The sequence below is a fragment of the Photobacterium carnosum genome (genome assembly GCF_021236965.1).
Classification (GTDB): Bacteria; Pseudomonadota; Gammaproteobacteria; order Enterobacterales; family Vibrionaceae; genus Photobacterium; species Photobacterium carnosum.
In genome coordinates this window covers 27,258-45,133 of record NZ_WMDN01000028.1, presented here as the reverse complement: position 1 = coordinate 45,133, position 17,876 = coordinate 27,258, and the positions used below count along the sequence as shown (strand labels likewise).

Below are 17,876 nucleotides of genomic sequence, written 5' to 3'. Positions count from 1 at the left end.
ATTAGAGACCTTGGCCTTGTAAGCCTAAACATTGTCGGTGAATAGCGCAGTTTGGTAGCGCATCTGGTTTGGGACCAGAGGGTCGGGGGTTCGAATCCCTCTTCACCGACCATCATTAAGAAACCTGAATCGAAAGATTCAGGTTTTTTTTCGTCTGTAGAAAGTGGTGAATAGTGCAGTTTGGTAGCGCATCTCTGATGTTAGGAGTGGCGGACCCGAGGGGCGGGGGTTCACGGATATTAGAACCTTGGCTCTTCACCGACCACTATTAAGAAAACCGCATCGAAAGATTCGGTTTTTTTTCGTCTGTAGAAAGTGGTGAATAGTGCAGTTTAGTCGGGCATCTCTGATGTTAGGTGTGGCGGACCAGAGGGTCGGGGGGGTCACCGAAATTAGAACCTTGGCTCTTCACCGACCACTATTAAGAAAACTGTATCGAAAGATGCGGTTTTTTTTCGCCTGTAGAAAGTGGTGAATAGTACAGTTTAGTCGGGCATCTCTGATGTTAGGTGTGGCGGACCAGAGGGTCGGGGGTTCACCGAAATTAGAACCTTGGCTCTTCACCGACCACTATTAAGAAACCTGAATCGAAAGATTCAGGTTTCTTTTCGTCTGTAGAAAGTGATGAATAGTGCAATTTGGTAGCGCATCTCTGATGTTAGGAGTGGCGGCCCAGAGGGTCGGGGGTTCACGGATATTAGAACCTTGGCTCTTCACCTACCATCATTAAGAAACCCGAATCGAAAGATGCGGTTTTTTTTCGCCTGTAGAAAGTGATGAATAGTGCAGTTTGGTAGCGCATCTCTGATGTTAGGAGTGGCGGACCCGAGGGTCGGGGGTTCACGGATATTAGAACCTTGGCTCTTTACCGACCATCATTAAGAAACCCGAGTCGAAAGATTCAGGTTTTTTTTCGTCTGTAGAAAATGGATAGTAGCTTGGATAACCAGAGGGTCGGGGGTTCACTGATCACTATTAATACTAATTATAATAAGTTTATGAGCTAATTTTAAGTCCTCTTTCGCCATTACTGGCAGTAAGATTACGGAGCGCAGCGATAGGGCGTCTTTAATGCTCAAGTGCGTGATGAGTAGATCACGGATAGCTCGTGCCTCCCTTCCGAGATGACGGATGATAACCCCTTCATCTCGTTATGTTAATTACTCACCTTGCTATAGTTGAATATCCACGAGGACGATAAGGAATCGAAGGCTTTCAAATACGGTCAGTTAATTAATTCTATTAAAATACTGTTCATTACCGATCACTATTAAGAAATCCCACTTTAGTTGCAATTGGCTTTTGTACTAGAGGTGATTTTCTCAACCTTAAATCCTTGTTGTTTCATCAAATTAGGCAGTCCTTGCTCTCCAATTAAATGAAAGGCACCAACAACTAACATAAACTTTCCTGATTGGTAGGGGGCGGTGTGTGCAAGTGTTTCAGCCCAATGCTTATTACGATCAAAAATTAAAGCATCATCAGTGGTTGGATCAAATTGGCTTTCTTGAAAAAGTTGTTCAAGTTTTTCACTGTCTCCGTGTTGCCACACTTTCACTAAGCAACGTAATGATGACTGGGTTTGGTCCCATTCATTAATAGTGTCAATTAGCATTGGTGCGCCATTTTCTGGCAGGTTTTCTAACATCTTAAATTGTTGGCTAACACTTTCTAATTCAAGGATAGGAAGATGCTGCTGTTGTGCGCGCTGTAATAATACATAGTCGATACCATAATCTGCTTTAAGGTCGAGCTTATCAGCTAGCGCCAGCTGTAGCGTTACGGCCGTTAACCACGGTGGTTGTTGTAATAATGCTTCAAATGGAATGTTCAATGCGGTAGTGATTTTTTTTAATTTTTTAAGTGCAGGTTCATGTAATGCTTGGTGCGTAAAGGGTGGGGATAGTGTGGGCACAGCTGTTGATTGTTGCAGTATATTAGCTTCTACAATTAAGGCATCAGCTTGTTGCCACTGTTCGAGAAATATATTGGGTAGGGGGAACATTGCTTCTTTACCCGCATGAATAGAACCTAAAACATAAAATTCACGCTGTTGATCATAAATTTTCCAAACAATAGGATCGGCAAGTATCGGTTGGGCAATAAAAGGCAGCACCAATAATGCTTTGGATAAGAGAGATTTGAACATGCGTCACCATAAATTAAATAATATTGATTAATTTATATCAAAGATTGATAGAAAACGAGATCAAAAAAGGCTACCGAAGTAGCCTTAATATGATTATCCAGTTACTGGACTCGTATTATTTTGAATTACGAGAACGTGGATTAAGCCAGAACCACCAGACAATAAACCCAATGGCAGCAACGCCTAATAATAAACACATGTTATTTCTCCTGATCTTGTCGGCTTGGCTTAAATAAACGTAACCGGTTAGCATTACTTACTACGGTAATGGATGATAACGCCATTGCTGCGCCTGCAATAACGGGGCTAAGCAGTGTTCCTGTAAGAGGGAATAACACGCCAGCAGCAATTGGAATGCCTAATGTATTGTAAACAAAGGCACCAAATAAGTTCTCTTTTATATTTCGTAATGTGGCTTTTGATAGTTCTAATGCATCAGCAACACCGTGTAATGAATGACGCATTAAGGTAAATTGAGCACTTTCAATTGCAACATCAGTACCACTTCCCATTGCTATACCAACTTCAGCCAGTGCAAGCGCGGGTGCGTCATTAATACCATCACCAACCATGACTACGCGTCGGCCTTGCTGTTGTAATAAGGTGATTTGTGCTGCTTTACCATCAGGTAATACGTCAGCAACGACATCAGTTATCCCTAGTTTATTTGCAATAACTTGTGCCGTTTTAACACTATCTCCTGTTAGCATTACAACTTTAAGTCCCATTTTTTGCATCCGTTTAACGGCAGATAATGAATCTTTGCGTAATGGATCACTGATGCCAATAATGCCAGCTAAAACGCCATTCTGTGCAAGGTAAACAGGTGTTGCACCTTGATTGGCAATAAAATCAAAATCTGTTTCAGCATGGTTAATAGTAATATTATTCTTAACCATGAATTTAGCGTTACCTAACAGTAGTTGGTGTTGATCTACTGTGCCAGATACACCGAGTCCTGAATACGTCATGAAGTCATGATGTGGAGACAGTTGTAATTGCTGTTGTTGGGCTGATTTAACAATCGCATTGGCAAGTGGATGCTCAGATCCTTGCTCTAAGCTTGCTGCTAATTGAACCAGTTGCTCACGAGTTAATGCATTATAAATTTTATAATCAACAACTTGTGGTTTACCTTCAGTTAAAGTACCTGTTTTATCTAATACAACGGTATCAATACTGGCGGCTTGTTGCATCGCTTCGGCATCTTTAATGAGAATGCCTAGCTCTGCGGCCCGTCCAACACCAACGGTTACTGACATCGGTGTTGCTAAGCCTAATGCACATGGACAGGCAATAATAAGTACCGTTGTTGCGGCAACAAGCATATAAACAGAAGCAGGTTGCGGACCAAAGTAATACCAAGCCATGGCTGTTATTATGGCAATGATCATAACGCTTGGCACAAAGACACTTGAGATAGTATCTGCTAATCGTGCTAGTGCAGGTTTACTGCTTTGTGCTTGACGGACTAATTGAATGATACGTGCCAGCATGGTGTCACTGCCAATATGTTCCGCTTTAAACAGTAAACTGCCTTGCTGATTAATGGTACCTGCACGGACGTGATCACCCATTTTTTTATGTACAGCAAGCGGTTCGCCAGTCAACATTGATTCGTCAAGGTAACTTGTCCCTTCAATGACAAGGCCATCAACTGCAACTTTAGCGCCTGGTTTCAAGCGTAAAACCATGCCACTTATAACAGCACTTAGTGGACGTTCTGTTTCTTGGCCATCTTCAACCACAATCGCAGTTTGAGGTTGAAGATCAATTAAGCGTTCTAATGCTTTTGATGTACGGCTACGAGCACGGGCTTCTAATGCATGACCAATGGTAATTAGACCGATGATCATTGCTGATGCTTCAAAATACACATGACGTGCAGTTAATGGGAATAAGTTAGGTGCAATAACAACGGCCATTGAAAATAACCATGCCGCCCCTGTACCTAATGAAACTAGGGTATCCATAGTGGCACGGTGGTGTAGGAAAGCTTTCCAACTATTGATATAGAAGTCTTTACCTGCTGTGACTAACAACGCCAAAGTAATCAGACCGATAATGCCCCAACTGATTTGGCTGGTTGTTGAATCAATGACCATACTTCCGCCAAAGATACCCCATGCCATCAATGGAACACCTAATGCTAGTGAGGCGGTAGCATTACGGATATGGGTTTTAAATGTCTGTTGGTTTTGTTGTTGTTGACGAATACGGCGGGTTTGGTCATCTTCACTTTCTTCTGCGCCATAACCTGCATTTTCAATGGCCTGAATGATCGCTTGTGACTGTGCTTGACCGTAAATTAAAGCCGTACGCTCAGCAAGGTTAACGTTTACATTGCTCACACCATCAACCGCTTTAATGGCTTTTTCTACTGATGCAACACAACTGGCACAGGTTAATCCTGATAAAAGTAATTGGGTTACATTGTCTTGAGGAGCGATAATAGGCTCAGGCTCAGGCTCAGGCTCAGGCTCAGGCTCAGGCTCAGGCTCAGGCGCGACAAGTGTATCGACTTCAGTTGTTGTTTGAATATCAGTGCTTAATGCTGCTTGATAGCCGGTTGTTGTCACTATGGCGATAATATCGGCAGCAGTTAATGATGTTATTACACTGAGTGCATTTTTATCTAGTGTAATAATTTCGATATTGTCTTGAGTTAATGCAGTGGTCAATTTAGCCACACATTTACCACAGGAGAGGCCATTTAATGTAAAATCATAATGTTGTGTTACTGACGTAGTTACAACTTGATAGCCTAGTTCAACAATGATGTTTGTTAGTGCTTGCTCACTGATTGAGCCATAAACATCGGCCAATTGTTTATTAATATCAAAGTGTGCAATGTCATGCCGTTCATTTAAGGCTTGTTCTATTTTAGCTACACAACGGCCGCAAGATAATCCTGCAAGGGGTAATTGATAATGGAAGCCAACTTGGTAGCCTAATGCTGTAATTGCGTCAAACAAATCAGGTAAAGAACTGTCGGTAGAAACTGTTAGTTGTTCAGTATCAATATCAATAAGTTGGATATTAGGTAGTAGGCTGATGGCATCACGAATTTTATTAACGCAATGCATGCAGCTTACATTGGCAAGAGGGAGAGTAATGGTATTCATGTGCTCGCCTTTTTATGTTTAGATGAATTAATAGATTTAGCATAATCCTTCCAGTAACTATAATGTCAAGGATTGTTTTTAATTAAAGAGAGAGAATAATTATGATGAGTATTAGTGATGTTGCAAAACAGACGGGGTTAACGGCTAAAACCATTCGTTTTTATGAAACTAAAGGCGTGATCAGTGCTGCACCACGGGGTACTAATGGTTATCGTTATTATAATGCCAGTCATATTGCAGAATTATTATTGATTAAACGTTCTCGAATGATTGGTTTTTCTTTAGATGAGTGCCAACAACTACTGGCATTATCGACTAACCCTGATCGCCATAGCCGAGATGTTAAACAAAAAGCTCAGCAAAAGTTGATAGAGATAGATCATAAAATTGAAGAGTTGAAACAAATTAAGCTTACATTATCTGCGTTAACAGATCAGTGTCCTGGAGATAAAAGCGCTCATTGCCCGATTTTAGAAAGTTTAATTAAGAACGGCTAAATAAGGTTTTTAAAAAGTTATTTAGCCGTAAGTTTGTTAGTGACCACTATCACTCATGGATAAGGTGCCATCATAGGGAATGATATGTAATGCTTTCTTAGGTGATGAGCTATAACTGACCATTGTCTTATTATCTAATCGTTGAAGACTAAATTGACGCCAAAACCGTTCTTGAGTCCAATTGAGACTTTCTATCGCAGCTTCGGTGATTTTTTTAGTATGATCTTCTGTATCGATAACTAATATTGCGGCATTGCCAAAAGCATAGAAATAAAGCCCTTTTAATACAGTATAACCGTTATCTTGCTTAGGGTTTGGATAGTCAATGAATGTGTATTGCCCAAATTTACAACTGCCAAATTGTTCGTGGTTGGAATTTACGTATTTATAGTTAAAGTCACACCCCATACCGTTAATCACGGGATATAGTATTAAAAGTAATAATGCTATAACGAGATATTTAAATTTTTTCATACGTTTTTCCAGTGGTATCAATATAAATTGTATTTTTACCACTCAAGTTTTGTGGCAGTTTTTGTAAATTGAGCAATCCAATATTACCACAAATCTTTTGATTATTAACGGTAACGCAAGGTGGTGATTGCCAACTGCTCGCCCATAGCATAATCCAAGCAAACATCACGGTTAAACAAACGGCATAACCAATTTTCGTCATTGTCGGTAATGATTTGTTTTTTTGCGTCGCTGTAATGTGATTAACTTCACTACTGATCGTATTGTTATCTGTATCAGTATTATTGTCGATAGACTGTTGTTGTTCAGCATGATGTTGTTTGGTATCTATTATTGCTTCAGGTTGAAATTGTTGTTGAATAAAGGTGTTATTTGCAATGGTAAAACCTGCACCTTTAATCGTAATAATAATTTCATTTTTACTTTTAAATGCTTTACGTAAATTAGCGATGGCGACGTTTAATGAGTTTGGTACAACAACTTTATCAGGCCAACCAATTTCTAGTAGTTTTTCTCTACTGATAATTTCGCCACTGTTATCAATTAAAAACTGGAGGATTTTTGTTTCGCTAGCACTGAGTTTAGTGGTTGTTTCTTGGTTGGTATAAGCGCTTTTCTGCGGTTCAAAAACATCCTTGCCGTATTTATATATGATCATGGCTTTCTAACTACCTATCTAAGTATCTGTTTGGTGCAGTACACATCTTAAAGACGACTGCTTTTATTCTTATTATTGCTTTCAGTATCGAAGCGTTTGATTTTTTATTGCGCTATAAAATCATCATTTTTGATAGTAAATAAAAGTCTAACAAGGGCGTTACTTCTTCTATTTCGATCATGAAAAAGTTCATTACACATCTTTGATCTTTATTTTCAAAGTAAATGCTAACAAAAAAAAATATTTATGGAAGTAATGATAAAGGATAATTTAAGCATTAAATAGTGCTATATGATTATTTATTACATTATCTGCAGTATGAAAAGATATATTTTTCATATTTTTTTTGATAGTTAAGGGGTGAGTTTGTTTTTAAATAACTTATTGTTTTATTTGGGATATTTTGTTTTTTATTGATTTTTTATCTTTTTTTATATGAATTAATTCCGTTGAAAAAACTGTTTTTTTTCATTTATCTAAATTATTTCTGAAAGATTTATTTTTTAGAAGTCATTTTTTTGGCATGTGTGAAAAAACAACAATTAATTGTGAACATCATTTTTTATTATTTGCCTTAATGCGAACTCAGTCACAGAATGGTGAGGTTAAGACAAAAGACTGCCCTGCGATACACGCTTAAAAAAATAGATAGTACGCACTTATATGGGCAGACAATTAGAAAGTTTTTAAAGCATTTAACCATTGGAGTTAAACATGAAATTGAAATCTCTATCTCTAGCTGTAGTAGCAGCTTTATCTCTAGGCGTTGCTACATCTGCAATGGCTGCTGATGCACCTGCAACGGCTACAAATAACACTGCACTAACTCAATCTGCAGCAACTGGTCACTGGTACGCTGGTCAAGGCCACGGCTTCTGGGTTGGTGGTGCACTAGGTATGGGTTATGTTGGTAGCGCAGACTCTGCAGCATTCAACGGCCAAACTAGCGCTCCAAGTGCTAAACTAGATGCTGGTTACGACTTCAACCAATATGTTGGCGTATACGCTAGCTACGACTTCATGCATGACCTAGGTAACTCTGACCTAAACCTTGCGACTGTTGGTATTAAAGGTAATCTACCTCTTACACAAAAATTATCTGCATTTGCTAAAGTAGGTGGTACTTACATCTATGCAAATGATAAAGACGTAAATACAAATCTATTCCACATGCATTCTGATAGCTTCTCTGCAACAGCTGGTTTAGGTCTGTCTTACCAGATCACTAACGCACTATCTACTCAAATCGGTGCTGATTACTACCAAAACTTACGTACTTCACACGGTCACGCTGATCTAACTCAAGCGTACTGGGGTATGACATACAAGTTTGGTCAACCTGCAACACCAGTAGTTGTTACAAACACTGTAGAAGTTGTTAAAGAAGTTGCTGTTGAAGCACAAATCCCAACTCGTTCTTCTTACGTTCTTCCATACCAAAATGGTCAAACTAAGTTAAACGACTACGGCCGTTACAACCTAGGTGAAGTTGTTGCAACTATGCAAGCTAACCCAGAAGTTACCGCGCAAATTATCGGTCGTACTGATAAAGTTGGCAGCCAAGCAATCAACGATAAAATCTCTGCAAAACGTGCAGCGAACGTTGCTAGCTTCCTTGAAGCAAACGGTGTTAGCGCATCTCGTTTAACTGTTTCTCACGTAGCTAACAGCAACCCAATCCAAACTAACTCAGCTGACAGCACTAACTATGTTCAGCGTTCAGTACAAATCATCCTTAAGTAATTAAGACGATAGTACAGACTGTATAGTTTGAATATGAATGCCGATGAGAGATCATCGGCATTGTTTTATGTGATTATTATCTCAATAGCTTGTTTCTAGATGAATAAAGCAGTCTATTGAGATTAAGATTGAGTTATAGAGCGATGATGAAAAAAAGTAAATATTGTTTATTACTATTATTAGCAATTTCATTAACAGGCTGTTTTTCTAATCAGCAATTAAATAAGTCAACCCGACTTATCGGTGATTGGACACTTAAAGGTGGGGTATATATCCCTGGAGTGACTAAACATAAACCTAAATTAAATATTAATACTGATATGAAAGTATCTGGCTTTACCGGGTGTAATCAATTTAAAGGACGTTTAATTGCGGCGGATGGTAGTTTTACGCTGCCGTTTGTTACTCGCCGAATTTGTTTGCCAGAGCTTGTGACTCAAGAAGATAATATGCTAAATGTATTACGTAGTGCGACCAGTATTGAAGTAATTAATGATACGTTGGTAGTGGACTCGGGTAATAAGTTTTTAGTGTTTGAAAAAACAAATGCACGTTAATGCTTAGATTAAATATGTTGAATAAAAAAAGGCCCGTGAGCACAACGCTGACGGGCCTTTTTATTGGTCTATAACCTAATATAGTAATGAATACAGTTGACGACGGTAAGTCCCCGCAATAGGATTTCCTTGCCCTAGTGCCGCTAAAATATCCATCATGGTCTTTTTGGCGTTACCGTCAGCAAAATTAAGATCATTGCGTAGGATATTTAATAAGAGTGCCAATGCTTCTTCATTACGATTGACTTGGCTGTATTGAACCGCAAGTTCGAACGTAATATTTGCATCGGTTGGATTTGCCGCTAATTTTTGTTCTAGCTGCTGAATTTCAGGAGAGTTACCCGCTTGTTTATGTAATTCAAGCTTAGCAATTAATCCTTTATATTGCGCATCTTGATCTTGCATTGGAATCGTGTCGAGAATTAACTCTGCTTCATCAAATAATCCCGCAGCCACCAAACATTCAGCAATCGCAAGTTCAATAATACTATTTTTAGGGAATTTGTGTGCTAGTTGACGTAGTAAAGCCAATGCTTGGTTGTAATCTTGGCTTTTTACTAACGCTAATGCATGTTGTAGTTGTAATTCTTCTGGCGTTGGTAGATGGCGGTTTAGCATTTCACGTAAGCTTTGTTCTGTTTGTGGGCCAGCAGAGCCGTCAACAGGCTGACCATTTTTAAATAAGGCTACAGTAGGTAAACCCCGTACGCCAAATTGCGAAGCAACCGCTTGTTGAGTTTCACAGTTCACTGTTGCAAGGGTAAATTGACCTTGATACTCACGCGCAATTTTTCCAAGAGTGGCATTCACTTCAAGCGTTTCTGGCATTGAAGGTGCCCAGAAACTGATAGCTACAGGCGTTTGCATCGATTGATCGATGATTTGCTGGAGATTCTGTTCGTTTAATTCAAGAGCGACATTTTGATACATGTGCTGATATCCATTGGCTATTTGAAGGGCTATATCAAATATATGGGGATGAATCGAGTTGAATCAAGAAAATAGCAGTAAATGATATTAATTATTAAACGTAACCATTACTGCGATTGTGATACAGAGACAGATAAGATTAATTTGGCGCAACGACATACTACACCTCAGAGAAGACGATTTTTAATGGCATGAGTCTTTTGACTTAAGGCTACTGTAACTTTTTAGTGTGACACTAATATGACGTTATTATGGTTTTTATGAGGGTGGTTTGGTAATGTGGATTTAAAGGCTATTTGTTTAACTTTAAGTGCGGAAATTAGCAGGGCATATCGACATTTGATTTTTATATGTTGTTTTTATCACCATGTTTTTTAAATGTGATAGATAAATTTAGCCATAATAAACGCTGTTATTATGACCTAAATTTGTTTAATTACGCTTTGTTAGCCGTTTATCTAACCATTTCATCGGTAATACACGACGAAGAAAGCCAAAGATATATATCGGTTGAGTAACATAGTAACGTACTTTTGGATACTTGTTGTTGATTATGGCTAACACCTGCTTAAATGCAGTGTTAGGTCCTAAAGTAAACGTATTACTAGGGTTAAAAGTGCCTAATTGGTACAACTAATAGCTCTGGTTGTCTGTATGTAACACGATGCAAGTTAAGCGCTTTTAACCAGTATCTTATCTAACCAGCGGCTTGGAAGCAGGCGGCGCAGGACTCCAAACAGATGAGTCGGCTGGGTGACGTAATAGCGTGGTTTTGGTGAGCGACTATTGATAATGCGTTGTACTTGATTAAGAACAGCATCGGGTTCTAGAGTAAAGCTGTTTGATGATGTTGTTTTTGATAATCTCTCAAGAGTGTTTTTATACGCTTGCTGGTGGCGTGTATTTTCCATATCGATTGTATCTTCAAAATGTAACTTCGCGTTCTCTCTGAACTTACTATTGATGGGGCCAGGTTCAATAAGAGACACGCTAATATTGGTATCCATAAGCTCAAGGCGTAGGGTGTCGGTGTAACCCTCTAGGGCGAATTTACTGGCGTTATACGCTCCACGGTATTTCATTGCCACAAGGCCTAATACCGAGCTGTTCTGGATGATTTTTCCTTGGCCTTGTTTTAGCATTATTGGAATGATGGCCTTTGTAAGTTCATGCCAACCAAATAAATTAGTTTCAAACTGTGATCTAAGGGCATTTGTCGGCAGGTCCTCAAGCGCTCCACATTGTCCGTAAGCGGCATTATTAAATAAGATATCTAAATGCCCACCTGATAGTGTTAGCACCTCTGTAATCGCATTTTCTATTGATGACTGGCTTGATACATCCAGTTCTACGCAATTAAGCCCTTGTGCTTGTAGTTGTGCTACATCCTTAGGTTTACGGCAGCTAGCAATAACATTATACCCAGCCGCGTGTAACTGTTCTGCGCAGTATCTACCGATACCACTACTGCATCCGGTGATCAATATTGTTTCTTTCATACATCCTCCTTAAAGACTTAGTTCCATTGTAATCGTAGATATCATTTATTAAATGATTTTATTGGGTTATCGGAGATCAAAAGGAATGGAGCTGCCGCGTGAAGAAACGGTGATGCAGAATCTGATTGTATAAGAAAAATATCGATACCATATCTCTCAGGGCTTTTGGTGCTAATGCTAATTTTGAACGATGAGAATAGTCGCAATCAATGTTATTTTCTTGCGACTATTTAGCGTATTCATATATCTATATTCTTTTTAATCTTACTTACGATCAGAGAATATCAATCTACAGATCTAACTTGCCTTGAGATTGACGAAGTGCATTAAAGGTTGTCACTACATCTTTACTGCCATCACCAGCATTGCGAGCCATGTGCAGGTAGTCTACAAAAGCGTTAGAAACTTTTGCCGGTAAGCCTACTGCCGAGTATGCACCAGACAGTAGCTCCATACCGTGTAAGTGAAGATCTACGCTTGCTTGATCACCAGAATAATCTTCAGAACTGATACGCGTTGCGGCATCTTCCATACCATCAACTAACGTGGCCATCATAGCTTTGGCTGAAGGTAGAAAGTCGGGCATATTCATATTGCCGATCCGATCTGCCCAAGCGGCACCTTCAAAAAAAGCAGCAAGAGAGCCGAAATAGAAACTCCATAGTCCAAGACCAATCGTGTTGGAGGCTGTCACATCATCGCTGATAAATTGCTGCGCACCCGCCATCGCTGATAGCGTTTGAGCATGCTGTTCGAAAGCAAGCTTACTGCCGCTATATAGCATTCCGGTACTTGGTTTACCAATAGCTCGCGGATAGCTTAGAAGGCCGGCATCGATGTATTCTGCACCTTGATTTTGTACCCACTCAGCAAGATCTTTAGCTTGCTCACCAGTGCCCGTACTCATCATCGCTAAAGTGCGGCCTTTTAATGCTTTCGCTACCGCTTCTTGTTCTAATACTGCATGAGCTGCTGGGTAATCCACCACGGCAAGAATGGTCAATGAACTGGCAAAAACGGCGGCGGCTGGTGACTCAGCTAGAATCGCCCCTTCAGCTACCAATACCTGAGCCTTTTCAGCACTACGGTTCCATACCGTCACCTTGTGTCCAGCCTTAAGAAGAGCGGATGCCAGTGTTGACCCCATTCCACCTAAACCGATTACTGTTACAGATTTATTATTGATAGTCATAAAATTACCTTTTTGCCTTCAGCTAATATTGATATTCATGGTTCTGGGGACGTTGGGTCTGCTTATAGTCCTGATGTCCATCAGATAACTGTGACTAAGATTACATTAACGTATTGATAATGATAAGGTGGGTAATAATGAACGCACTGTTAAGCTAGACGAAACAATAAGGAAGTAAGTATGAAAGGTTCGCTTTTCAATCAAGTAGATACATTTCTTATTATTGCCCAAGAAGGCAGTATTCGCGGGGCTGCGCGTAAACTTGAATTATCACCACCAGCAGTGAGTAATGCCCTAAAACAACTTGAATCCCATCTTGGTCTACCACTGTTCACTCGGACAACTCGAACAATTGAACTCACCGAAGCGGGGAAGTGCCTTATGGGACAAGCTTCTCCAGCAATGGATGCTTTGTATCTAGCATTGGAGAGCGTTAAGGATCTGAGTCAAGTACCTTCAGGCAAGGTACGGATAACAGTACCGCGCTTTGCCTATCAACTTATTGTCGAGCCAATTTATGCTGAATTTTGTGCGCTATATCCAGAGATTGAGCTAGAAATATCTGTATCTAATACTTCAATCAATATTATCAAGGAAGGTTATGACGCAGGAATACGCTTTGGTCATCGAATTGAAGAAGGCATGGTTGCACGACCGTTAATGCCAAAAATGAAAGAGGCTCTTTTTGCTACCGCCGATTATCTAGAACGCTTTGGCACGCCCCACAGCCCACAAGATTTACAGCACCATAAATTAATTCAGTACCGCTATATGCCTTCAAATCAGTTAGCTCCTTTGGAGTTGAACGATAAAGGAGAAACGATACGGGTGACTCCGCCCCTGAGTATGATCGTCAATGATACTGATTTAATGATTGATGCTGCTTCAAAAGGTTTAGGCATTGGGCGAATTGTCGAGCCGATGATTCGAGAAGCGCTGTCGTCTGGTAAGTTGATCCCCATTCTGGAAGAGTACTGGCTTGATTATCCGGGGCTATATATTTACTTTCCACAACATACTCAAAAAGCACGCCGGGTTCGAGTGTTGGTTGACTTCCTTTGTCATTATAAGCTTTTCTGATTGAGATACGGTTGAAGTTGTTGTGCCATAAACTGAGCGATAAGCTGTTGTGCTTCAGCGGTTGGATGAATTCCATCTTTCATCATTAGTTGCGGTTGAACAATGATATCAATAAGAAAAAAAGGCAATAGCGGTACGTTAAGCGATTGGCTTAACTCTGGGTAAATATTACGAAACAGTTCGTTATAGCGTTTGCCGTAGTTTGGTAGGATTTCGATTTGCATCAATAATGGTTGGGATCCCATTTCTTTAATTAAAGTGATCATCTGACTGAGATTATTGCGTAGTATTTTAGGAGCAAAGCCGCGTAAGCCATCGTTTGCACCTAATTCGATTAATACTATGTCAGGCTGATATTGCTTAAGCAGTTGCGGTAGTCGTGCTAGCCCATTACCACTGGTATCGCCTGAGATACTGGCATTGATAATTGTCGTCGGTTGGGATTGTTGGGCTAATATTTCAGGTAGTAGTACAGGCCAGCTTTTATTGGCAGGCATTTGATAACCTGCACTTAAGCTATCACCCAAGACTAATAGCGTTTGACTAAATGCTGTCGATGAAAATAACAGCATTAATAATGAAAGGATTCGTATCATGTCAATCTCCGTAATAAAAGCACACGCTGTTTCTAAACAGGTTACGACAGCCTTGTCGCCGATGACCATTTTGCAGGATGTTTCGCTTGAGGTCGAGCAAGGTGAGTCAATTGCGTTAGTGGGTGTATCAGGCGCAGGAAAATCGACCCTAATGACGTTACTGGCAGGGTTAGATGTGCCAACAACCGGTGAGATCGAATTATTAGGTCATAATCTAACGCGCTTAGATGATGAACAACGGGCGCAGCTGCGCAGTGAATCGATTGGGTTTGTGTTTCAAAACTTCTTATTATTACCGACCTTAAATGCGTTAGAAAACGTTACGTTGCCATGTTTGATTCAAAATAAAGCGATCGATATTGAACGTGCGAAACAACTGTTAGCCGTTGTTGGTTTACAAGGACGAGAGACCCATTTACCAAGCCAATTATCAGGTGGTGAGCAACAAAGGGTAGCATTAGCACGGGCGTTTATGATCAACCCTAAAATTTTGTTTGCTGATGAGCCAACGGGTAATTTAGATCAACAAACGACGGCGATGATCATTGAGTTATTGTTTGAGCTTAATCGAGACAACGGCACCACATTGATATTAGTGACTCATGATGATGCCTTAGCTGCACGGTGCGATCGAGTGATGCGGTTAGATAACGGTGTATTAAGTAGGGAACAGGATAGGTTAGCGAACAAGGACGATCGCCATGTTTAATATTCCTGTTGCTACTAATAATAGATCATTTGTTGTGCGTTGGGCATGGCGTGAAATTCGCCAAGGTCAATTGTGGTTAGTCACTTTAGCCTTGAGTTTGATTATAGCGTGTGTGTTTGCGTTATCAGCATTAGTGAGCCGAGTAGAAGCGATCATTGTTGATCAAGGACGATCCGCATTAACGGCTGATAGAGTGCTTGTTTCTTCACAGCCGATTGATCTTTCGCAGCTTAAAACATTATCAACCGATGCGGTAAAAGTTGCTCAGCAAATCCGTTTTGGCACTATGGCATTTAGTGATAACGGCATGCAGTTGGTGAGTGTTAAAGCTGTCGACTCAGTCTTTCCATTACGGGGTGAACTTAACTTACAAAGTGCAGATGCCGCGTTATTAGAACACCATGTAAAACCGCAGCAATTATGGTTAGCTGAGCGTTTATTTTCGCTGTTAAACGTGAAAGTTGGTGATGTACTAATGCTGGGTGATGCTGAGTTAACCGTTAGTGGCCATATTACTCAGGATCCAGAGTTATCGTTTAATCCGTTTAGCCAAATGCCGACGGTATTTATTAATCAGCAAGATATTGAAGCGGTGGGTGGGGTTCAGCCGGGAAGTCGCATCAGCTATCGTTATTATTTCTTAGGTTCAAATAAGTCATTGGCTGATATTCGTCAGCAATTAATCATAACCCCAAGTCAACGGTGGCTAACTGAAAATGATGCCGGACGCAGTGGTGATTTTATTGAACGTGCGCGGCAATATTTATCGCTAACATTAGTGCTGGTGGTATTAATGGCTGCTGCTACGTTAGTGCTAACTTGCCAACACTATGCGGCAACGCGTAAGACGGCGGTGGCGATGATGAAAAGTCTTGGTGCGACCAAAGGTTTTTTATGGCGCTGGCTATTAACTCAGATCGGACTCGTGTTTGTGGTTGCGATTGTTATTGGTTTAACGCTCGGATTAGGGCTTGAATGGTTGCTGCGTTATCCTCTGCAAAACTTATTACCCGATCAACTACCGGCGATGGGAATTGCGCCTTTTGCGATCAGTTTATTGTTGGCATTGTTAATTGCACTACCAGCGTTAGGGATCCCGCTATCACGGTTAGTTCAAACCTCCGCGATCAATTCAGTACAAGTATCGACAATAGCACCCACTTCTAGTCGTTTGGCATGGCTATTGTTATTGCTTCCTGTGCTAGTGGCTATCGTGTGGATTGGTACTAATTTTTTAGTGTGGTTAACCCTGTTAGGTATCGTGGGGTTGTTGTTAGTTTTAGCGGGTATTGGTGTGGCTGCTATCGCGTTATTACAACGAGTGAAATTAGGCGCAGCTTATAGTTTAGCGTTAAGCCGTGTGAATCGCAGTAAAATCAAAACTGCGACTCAATTGGTGGCGTTAACTTGCTCATTAATGTTATTGGCCGTAATCGGGTTATTACGCAATGAATTACTTGCTGATTGGCAAAATACCCTACCTGCGAATGCGCCGAATGTGTTTGCACTCAATATCGCCCCTGAGCAACAGCAAAGCTATTTAGCTGCTTTAGATAAAGCTAATCTAACCCGTTCGCAAGGCTACCCTGTGACGCGAGGGCGGTTAGTGGCAATTAACGATAAACGTTTTTACGCTACATCAAATGAAACAGCGACTGATCAAGCTGAAAATAATACTGAGATAAATAATGAGCTAAATCGAAAGGCAGATGATGAAAGTGTTGATCCTGCTTTAAGGCGTGAGCTTAACTTTACATGGGCGAAAACACTGCCAAGCCATAATGTGGTCACCAAAGGGCAATGGGGTAAAGCGGAAGGTGTTTCGGTTGAATCTGGAATTGCCAAACGATTGAATATTCACTTGGGTGATAAGTTGGCATTTACCGTTGGCGGGTTGGAATTTAACGCTACCGTTAACAGTATTCGGAATGTTGAATGGCGTAATATGAAACCCAATTTCTACTTTATTTTCACACCAGATGTGTTGCAGTCATTCCCTGCGACTGGATTAGTCAGTTTTCGGGTTGGCAAGCAACAAAATGGATTATTAAATACGTTAGCCAGCCAATATCCTACTGTGGGTGTGCTTGATTTACGGATGATGGCAACCCGTATTCAAGGCTTATTAGCCCAAATTAGTTGGTCTTTGACTGTGTTAGCTGGGCTCGGTGTTGTTAGTGGTTTATTGCTGATCATGACGTTGTTGCGGTTAAGTATTTCAGAGCGTCAAACAGAAATTCAGTTATACCGTACCTTAGGTGCCAGCCGAAAACGCATTGCTGCTACGTTGTGGTTTGAGTATGGAATCATTGCGTTGTTGGCAGGTGTAATTGCCGCCGTAGGCGCAGAGTTGGTGGTGGGCTTGCTGGTGGTTAAAGGGTTTGAACTGCCGTTTAGTTTACATCCTCTGATGTGGGTAGGGTTGCCTGTGCTAGCGATTGGGTTGGTGTATTTGGTGTCACGAACGCAGATTAAGAAGTTGTTGTTACCGTTACGGTGATGAAGTCGGCGTTACCAATATTTTTTGATCATTGTTTGTTTGGATTAAAAAAAGATCGAATATTTTTAATAATTAGTGCCGATGTTAATAATATAGGCACTGATACCATTAAAATTAAAACGATAGATTCAACACTTAAAAATATAAGAGACTTAATAACGGTAGGA

The 17,876-nt window shown here is 40.5% G+C and carries 13 protein-coding genes, 1 tRNA gene and 1 pseudogene; 7 read left to right on the top strand and 8 right to left on the bottom strand.

Annotation, left to right across the window (positions count from 1 at the left end; all coding sequences use genetic code 11):
- Positions 1 to 35: 35 nt before the first annotated feature.
- Positions 36 to 112: transfer RNA gene (locus GLP24_RS17870), tRNA-Pro, on the top strand.
- Positions 113 to 1,285: 1,173 nt separating this feature from the next.
- Here GLP24_RS17870 and GLP24_RS17865 read toward each other — a convergent pair.
- Together GLP24_RS17865 and GLP24_RS17860 are read right to left on the bottom strand one after the other, a co-directional pair.
- Positions 1,286 to 2,149, bottom strand: a complete 864-nt coding sequence (locus tag GLP24_RS17865) for a TraB/GumN family protein (protein ID WP_232616353.1) — start codon at positions 2,147 to 2,149, stop codon at positions 1,286 to 1,288.
- Positions 2,150 to 2,349: 200 nt separating this feature from the next.
- The gene (locus tag GLP24_RS17860; RefSeq protein WP_232616351.1) at positions 2,350 to 5,274 is read right to left on the bottom strand and encodes a cation transporter; all 2,925 of its coding nucleotides are present in this window, start codon (positions 5,272 to 5,274) and stop codon (positions 2,350 to 2,352) included.
- 104 nt (positions 5,275 to 5,378) lie between these two features.
- Here GLP24_RS17860 and cueR point away from each other — a divergent pair, with 104 nt between their 5' ends.
- On the top strand, positions 5,379 to 5,771 hold the full coding sequence (gene cueR / locus GLP24_RS17855) for a Cu(I)-responsive transcriptional regulator (protein WP_194164784.1): 393 nt from the start codon (positions 5,379 to 5,381) through the stop codon (positions 5,769 to 5,771).
- 36 nt (positions 5,772 to 5,807) lie between these two features.
- Here cueR and GLP24_RS17850 read toward each other — a convergent pair whose 3' ends face one another.
- Together GLP24_RS17850 and GLP24_RS17845 are read right to left on the bottom strand one after the other, a co-directional pair.
- Positions 5,808 to 6,245 carry a hypothetical protein gene (locus tag GLP24_RS17850; RefSeq protein ID WP_232574991.1) on the bottom strand — a complete coding sequence of 146 codons (438 nt, stop codon included), beginning with the start codon at positions 6,243 to 6,245 and terminating at the stop codon, positions 5,808 to 5,810.
- Positions 6,232 to 6,903, bottom strand: coding sequence for a winged helix-turn-helix domain-containing protein (locus GLP24_RS17845; RefSeq protein WP_152652983.1), 672 nt, complete (start codon positions 6,901 to 6,903; stop codon positions 6,232 to 6,234). Before GLP24_RS17845 ends, GLP24_RS17850 begins: the two co-directional genes overlap by 14 nt.
- Positions 6,904 to 7,617: 714 nt before the next feature.
- Between GLP24_RS17845 and GLP24_RS17840 the strand changes: the two genes are divergently transcribed.
- Positions 7,618 to 8,646, top strand: coding sequence for an OmpA family protein (locus tag GLP24_RS17840; protein ID WP_152652984.1), 1,029 nt, complete (start codon positions 7,618 to 7,620; stop codon positions 8,644 to 8,646).
- Positions 8,647 to 8,792: 146 nt separating this feature from the next.
- On the top strand, positions 8,793 to 9,203 hold the full coding sequence (locus GLP24_RS17835) for an META domain-containing protein (RefSeq protein WP_232616350.1): 411 nt from the start codon (positions 8,793 to 8,795) through the stop codon (positions 9,201 to 9,203).
- 75 nt (positions 9,204 to 9,278) lie between these two features.
- Here GLP24_RS17835 and GLP24_RS17830 read toward each other — a convergent pair whose 3' ends face one another.
- The 3 genes from GLP24_RS17830 to GLP24_RS17820 form a co-directional block, all read right to left on the bottom strand.
- Positions 9,279 to 10,133, bottom strand: coding sequence for a co-chaperone YbbN (locus tag GLP24_RS17830; RefSeq protein WP_232616349.1), 855 nt, complete (start codon positions 10,131 to 10,133; stop codon positions 9,279 to 9,281).
- Positions 10,134 to 10,804: 671 nt separating this feature from the next.
- Positions 10,805 to 11,632: an SDR family oxidoreductase gene (locus GLP24_RS17825; RefSeq protein ID WP_232601976.1), complete on the bottom strand. Its 828-nt coding sequence runs from the start codon at positions 11,630 to 11,632 to the stop codon at positions 10,805 to 10,807.
- A gap of 289 nt (positions 11,633 to 11,921) precedes the next feature.
- Positions 11,922 to 12,824, bottom strand: coding sequence for an NAD(P)-dependent oxidoreductase (locus GLP24_RS17820; protein ID WP_232578562.1), 903 nt, complete (start codon positions 12,822 to 12,824; stop codon positions 11,922 to 11,924).
- A 180-nt stretch (positions 12,825 to 13,004) separates the two neighbouring features.
- Between GLP24_RS17820 and GLP24_RS17815 the strand changes: the two genes are divergently transcribed.
- On the top strand, positions 13,005 to 13,904 hold the full coding sequence (locus GLP24_RS17815) for a LysR family transcriptional regulator (RefSeq protein ID WP_232616348.1): 900 nt from the start codon (positions 13,005 to 13,007) through the stop codon (positions 13,902 to 13,904).
- Here GLP24_RS17815 and GLP24_RS17810 read toward each other — a convergent pair.
- Entirely contained in the window at positions 13,889 to 14,500 is a 612-nt protein-coding gene (locus GLP24_RS17810; protein ID WP_232616347.1) for an arylesterase, read from the bottom strand. The genes GLP24_RS17815 and GLP24_RS17810 overlap by 16 nt on opposite strands.
- A gap of 100 nt (positions 14,501 to 14,600) precedes the next feature.
- Between GLP24_RS17810 and GLP24_RS17805 the strand changes: the two are divergent.
- Positions 14,601 to 15,209, top strand: a pseudogene (locus GLP24_RS17805) (ABC transporter ATP-binding protein); the annotation flags it as partial.
- Positions 15,202 to 17,709 carry an ABC transporter permease gene (locus tag GLP24_RS17800; RefSeq protein ID WP_232616344.1) on the top strand — a complete coding sequence of 836 codons (2,508 nt, stop codon included), beginning with the start codon at positions 15,202 to 15,204 and terminating at the stop codon, positions 17,707 to 17,709. The pseudogene GLP24_RS17805 and the gene GLP24_RS17800, both read left to right, overlap by 8 nt.
- Positions 17,710 to 17,876: the final 167 nt, after the last annotated feature.

Coding starts and splice junctions, on each gene's coding strand:
- GLP24_RS17810 (WP_232616347.1), bottom strand. CDS start 14,500: ATGATACGAATCCTTTCATTATTAATGCTGTTATTTTCATCGACAGCA.
- GLP24_RS17850 (WP_232574991.1), bottom strand. CDS start 6,245: ATGAAAAAATTTAAATATCTCGTTATAGCATTATTACTTTTAATACTA.
- GLP24_RS17800 (WP_232616344.1), top strand. CDS start 15,202: ATGTTTAATATTCCTGTTGCTACTAATAATAGATCATTTGTTGTGCGT.
- GLP24_RS17835 (WP_232616350.1), top strand. CDS start 8,793: ATGAAAAAAAGTAAATATTGTTTATTACTATTATTAGCAATTTCATTA.
- GLP24_RS17815 (WP_232616348.1), top strand. CDS start 13,005: ATGAAAGGTTCGCTTTTCAATCAAGTAGATACATTTCTTATTATTGCC.
- GLP24_RS17825 (WP_232601976.1), bottom strand. CDS start 11,632: ATGAAAGAAACAATATTGATCACCGGATGCAGTAGTGGTATCGGTAGA.
- GLP24_RS17860 (WP_232616351.1), bottom strand. CDS start 5,274: ATGAATACCATTACTCTCCCTCTTGCCAATGTAAGCTGCATGCATTGC.
- cueR (WP_194164784.1), top strand. CDS start 5,379: ATGAGTATTAGTGATGTTGCAAAACAGACGGGGTTAACGGCTAAAACC.
- GLP24_RS17820 (WP_232578562.1), bottom strand. CDS start 12,824: ATGACTATCAATAATAAATCTGTAACAGTAATCGGTTTAGGTGGAATG.
- GLP24_RS17845 (WP_152652983.1), bottom strand. CDS start 6,903: ATGATCATATATAAATACGGCAAGGATGTTTTTGAACCGCAGAAAAGC.
- GLP24_RS17830 (WP_232616349.1), bottom strand. CDS start 10,133: ATGTATCAAAATGTCGCTCTTGAATTAAACGAACAGAATCTCCAGCAA.
- GLP24_RS17840 (WP_152652984.1), top strand. CDS start 7,618: ATGAAATTGAAATCTCTATCTCTAGCTGTAGTAGCAGCTTTATCTCTA.
- GLP24_RS17865 (WP_232616353.1), bottom strand. CDS start 2,149: ATGTTCAAATCTCTCTTATCCAAAGCATTATTGGTGCTGCCTTTTATT.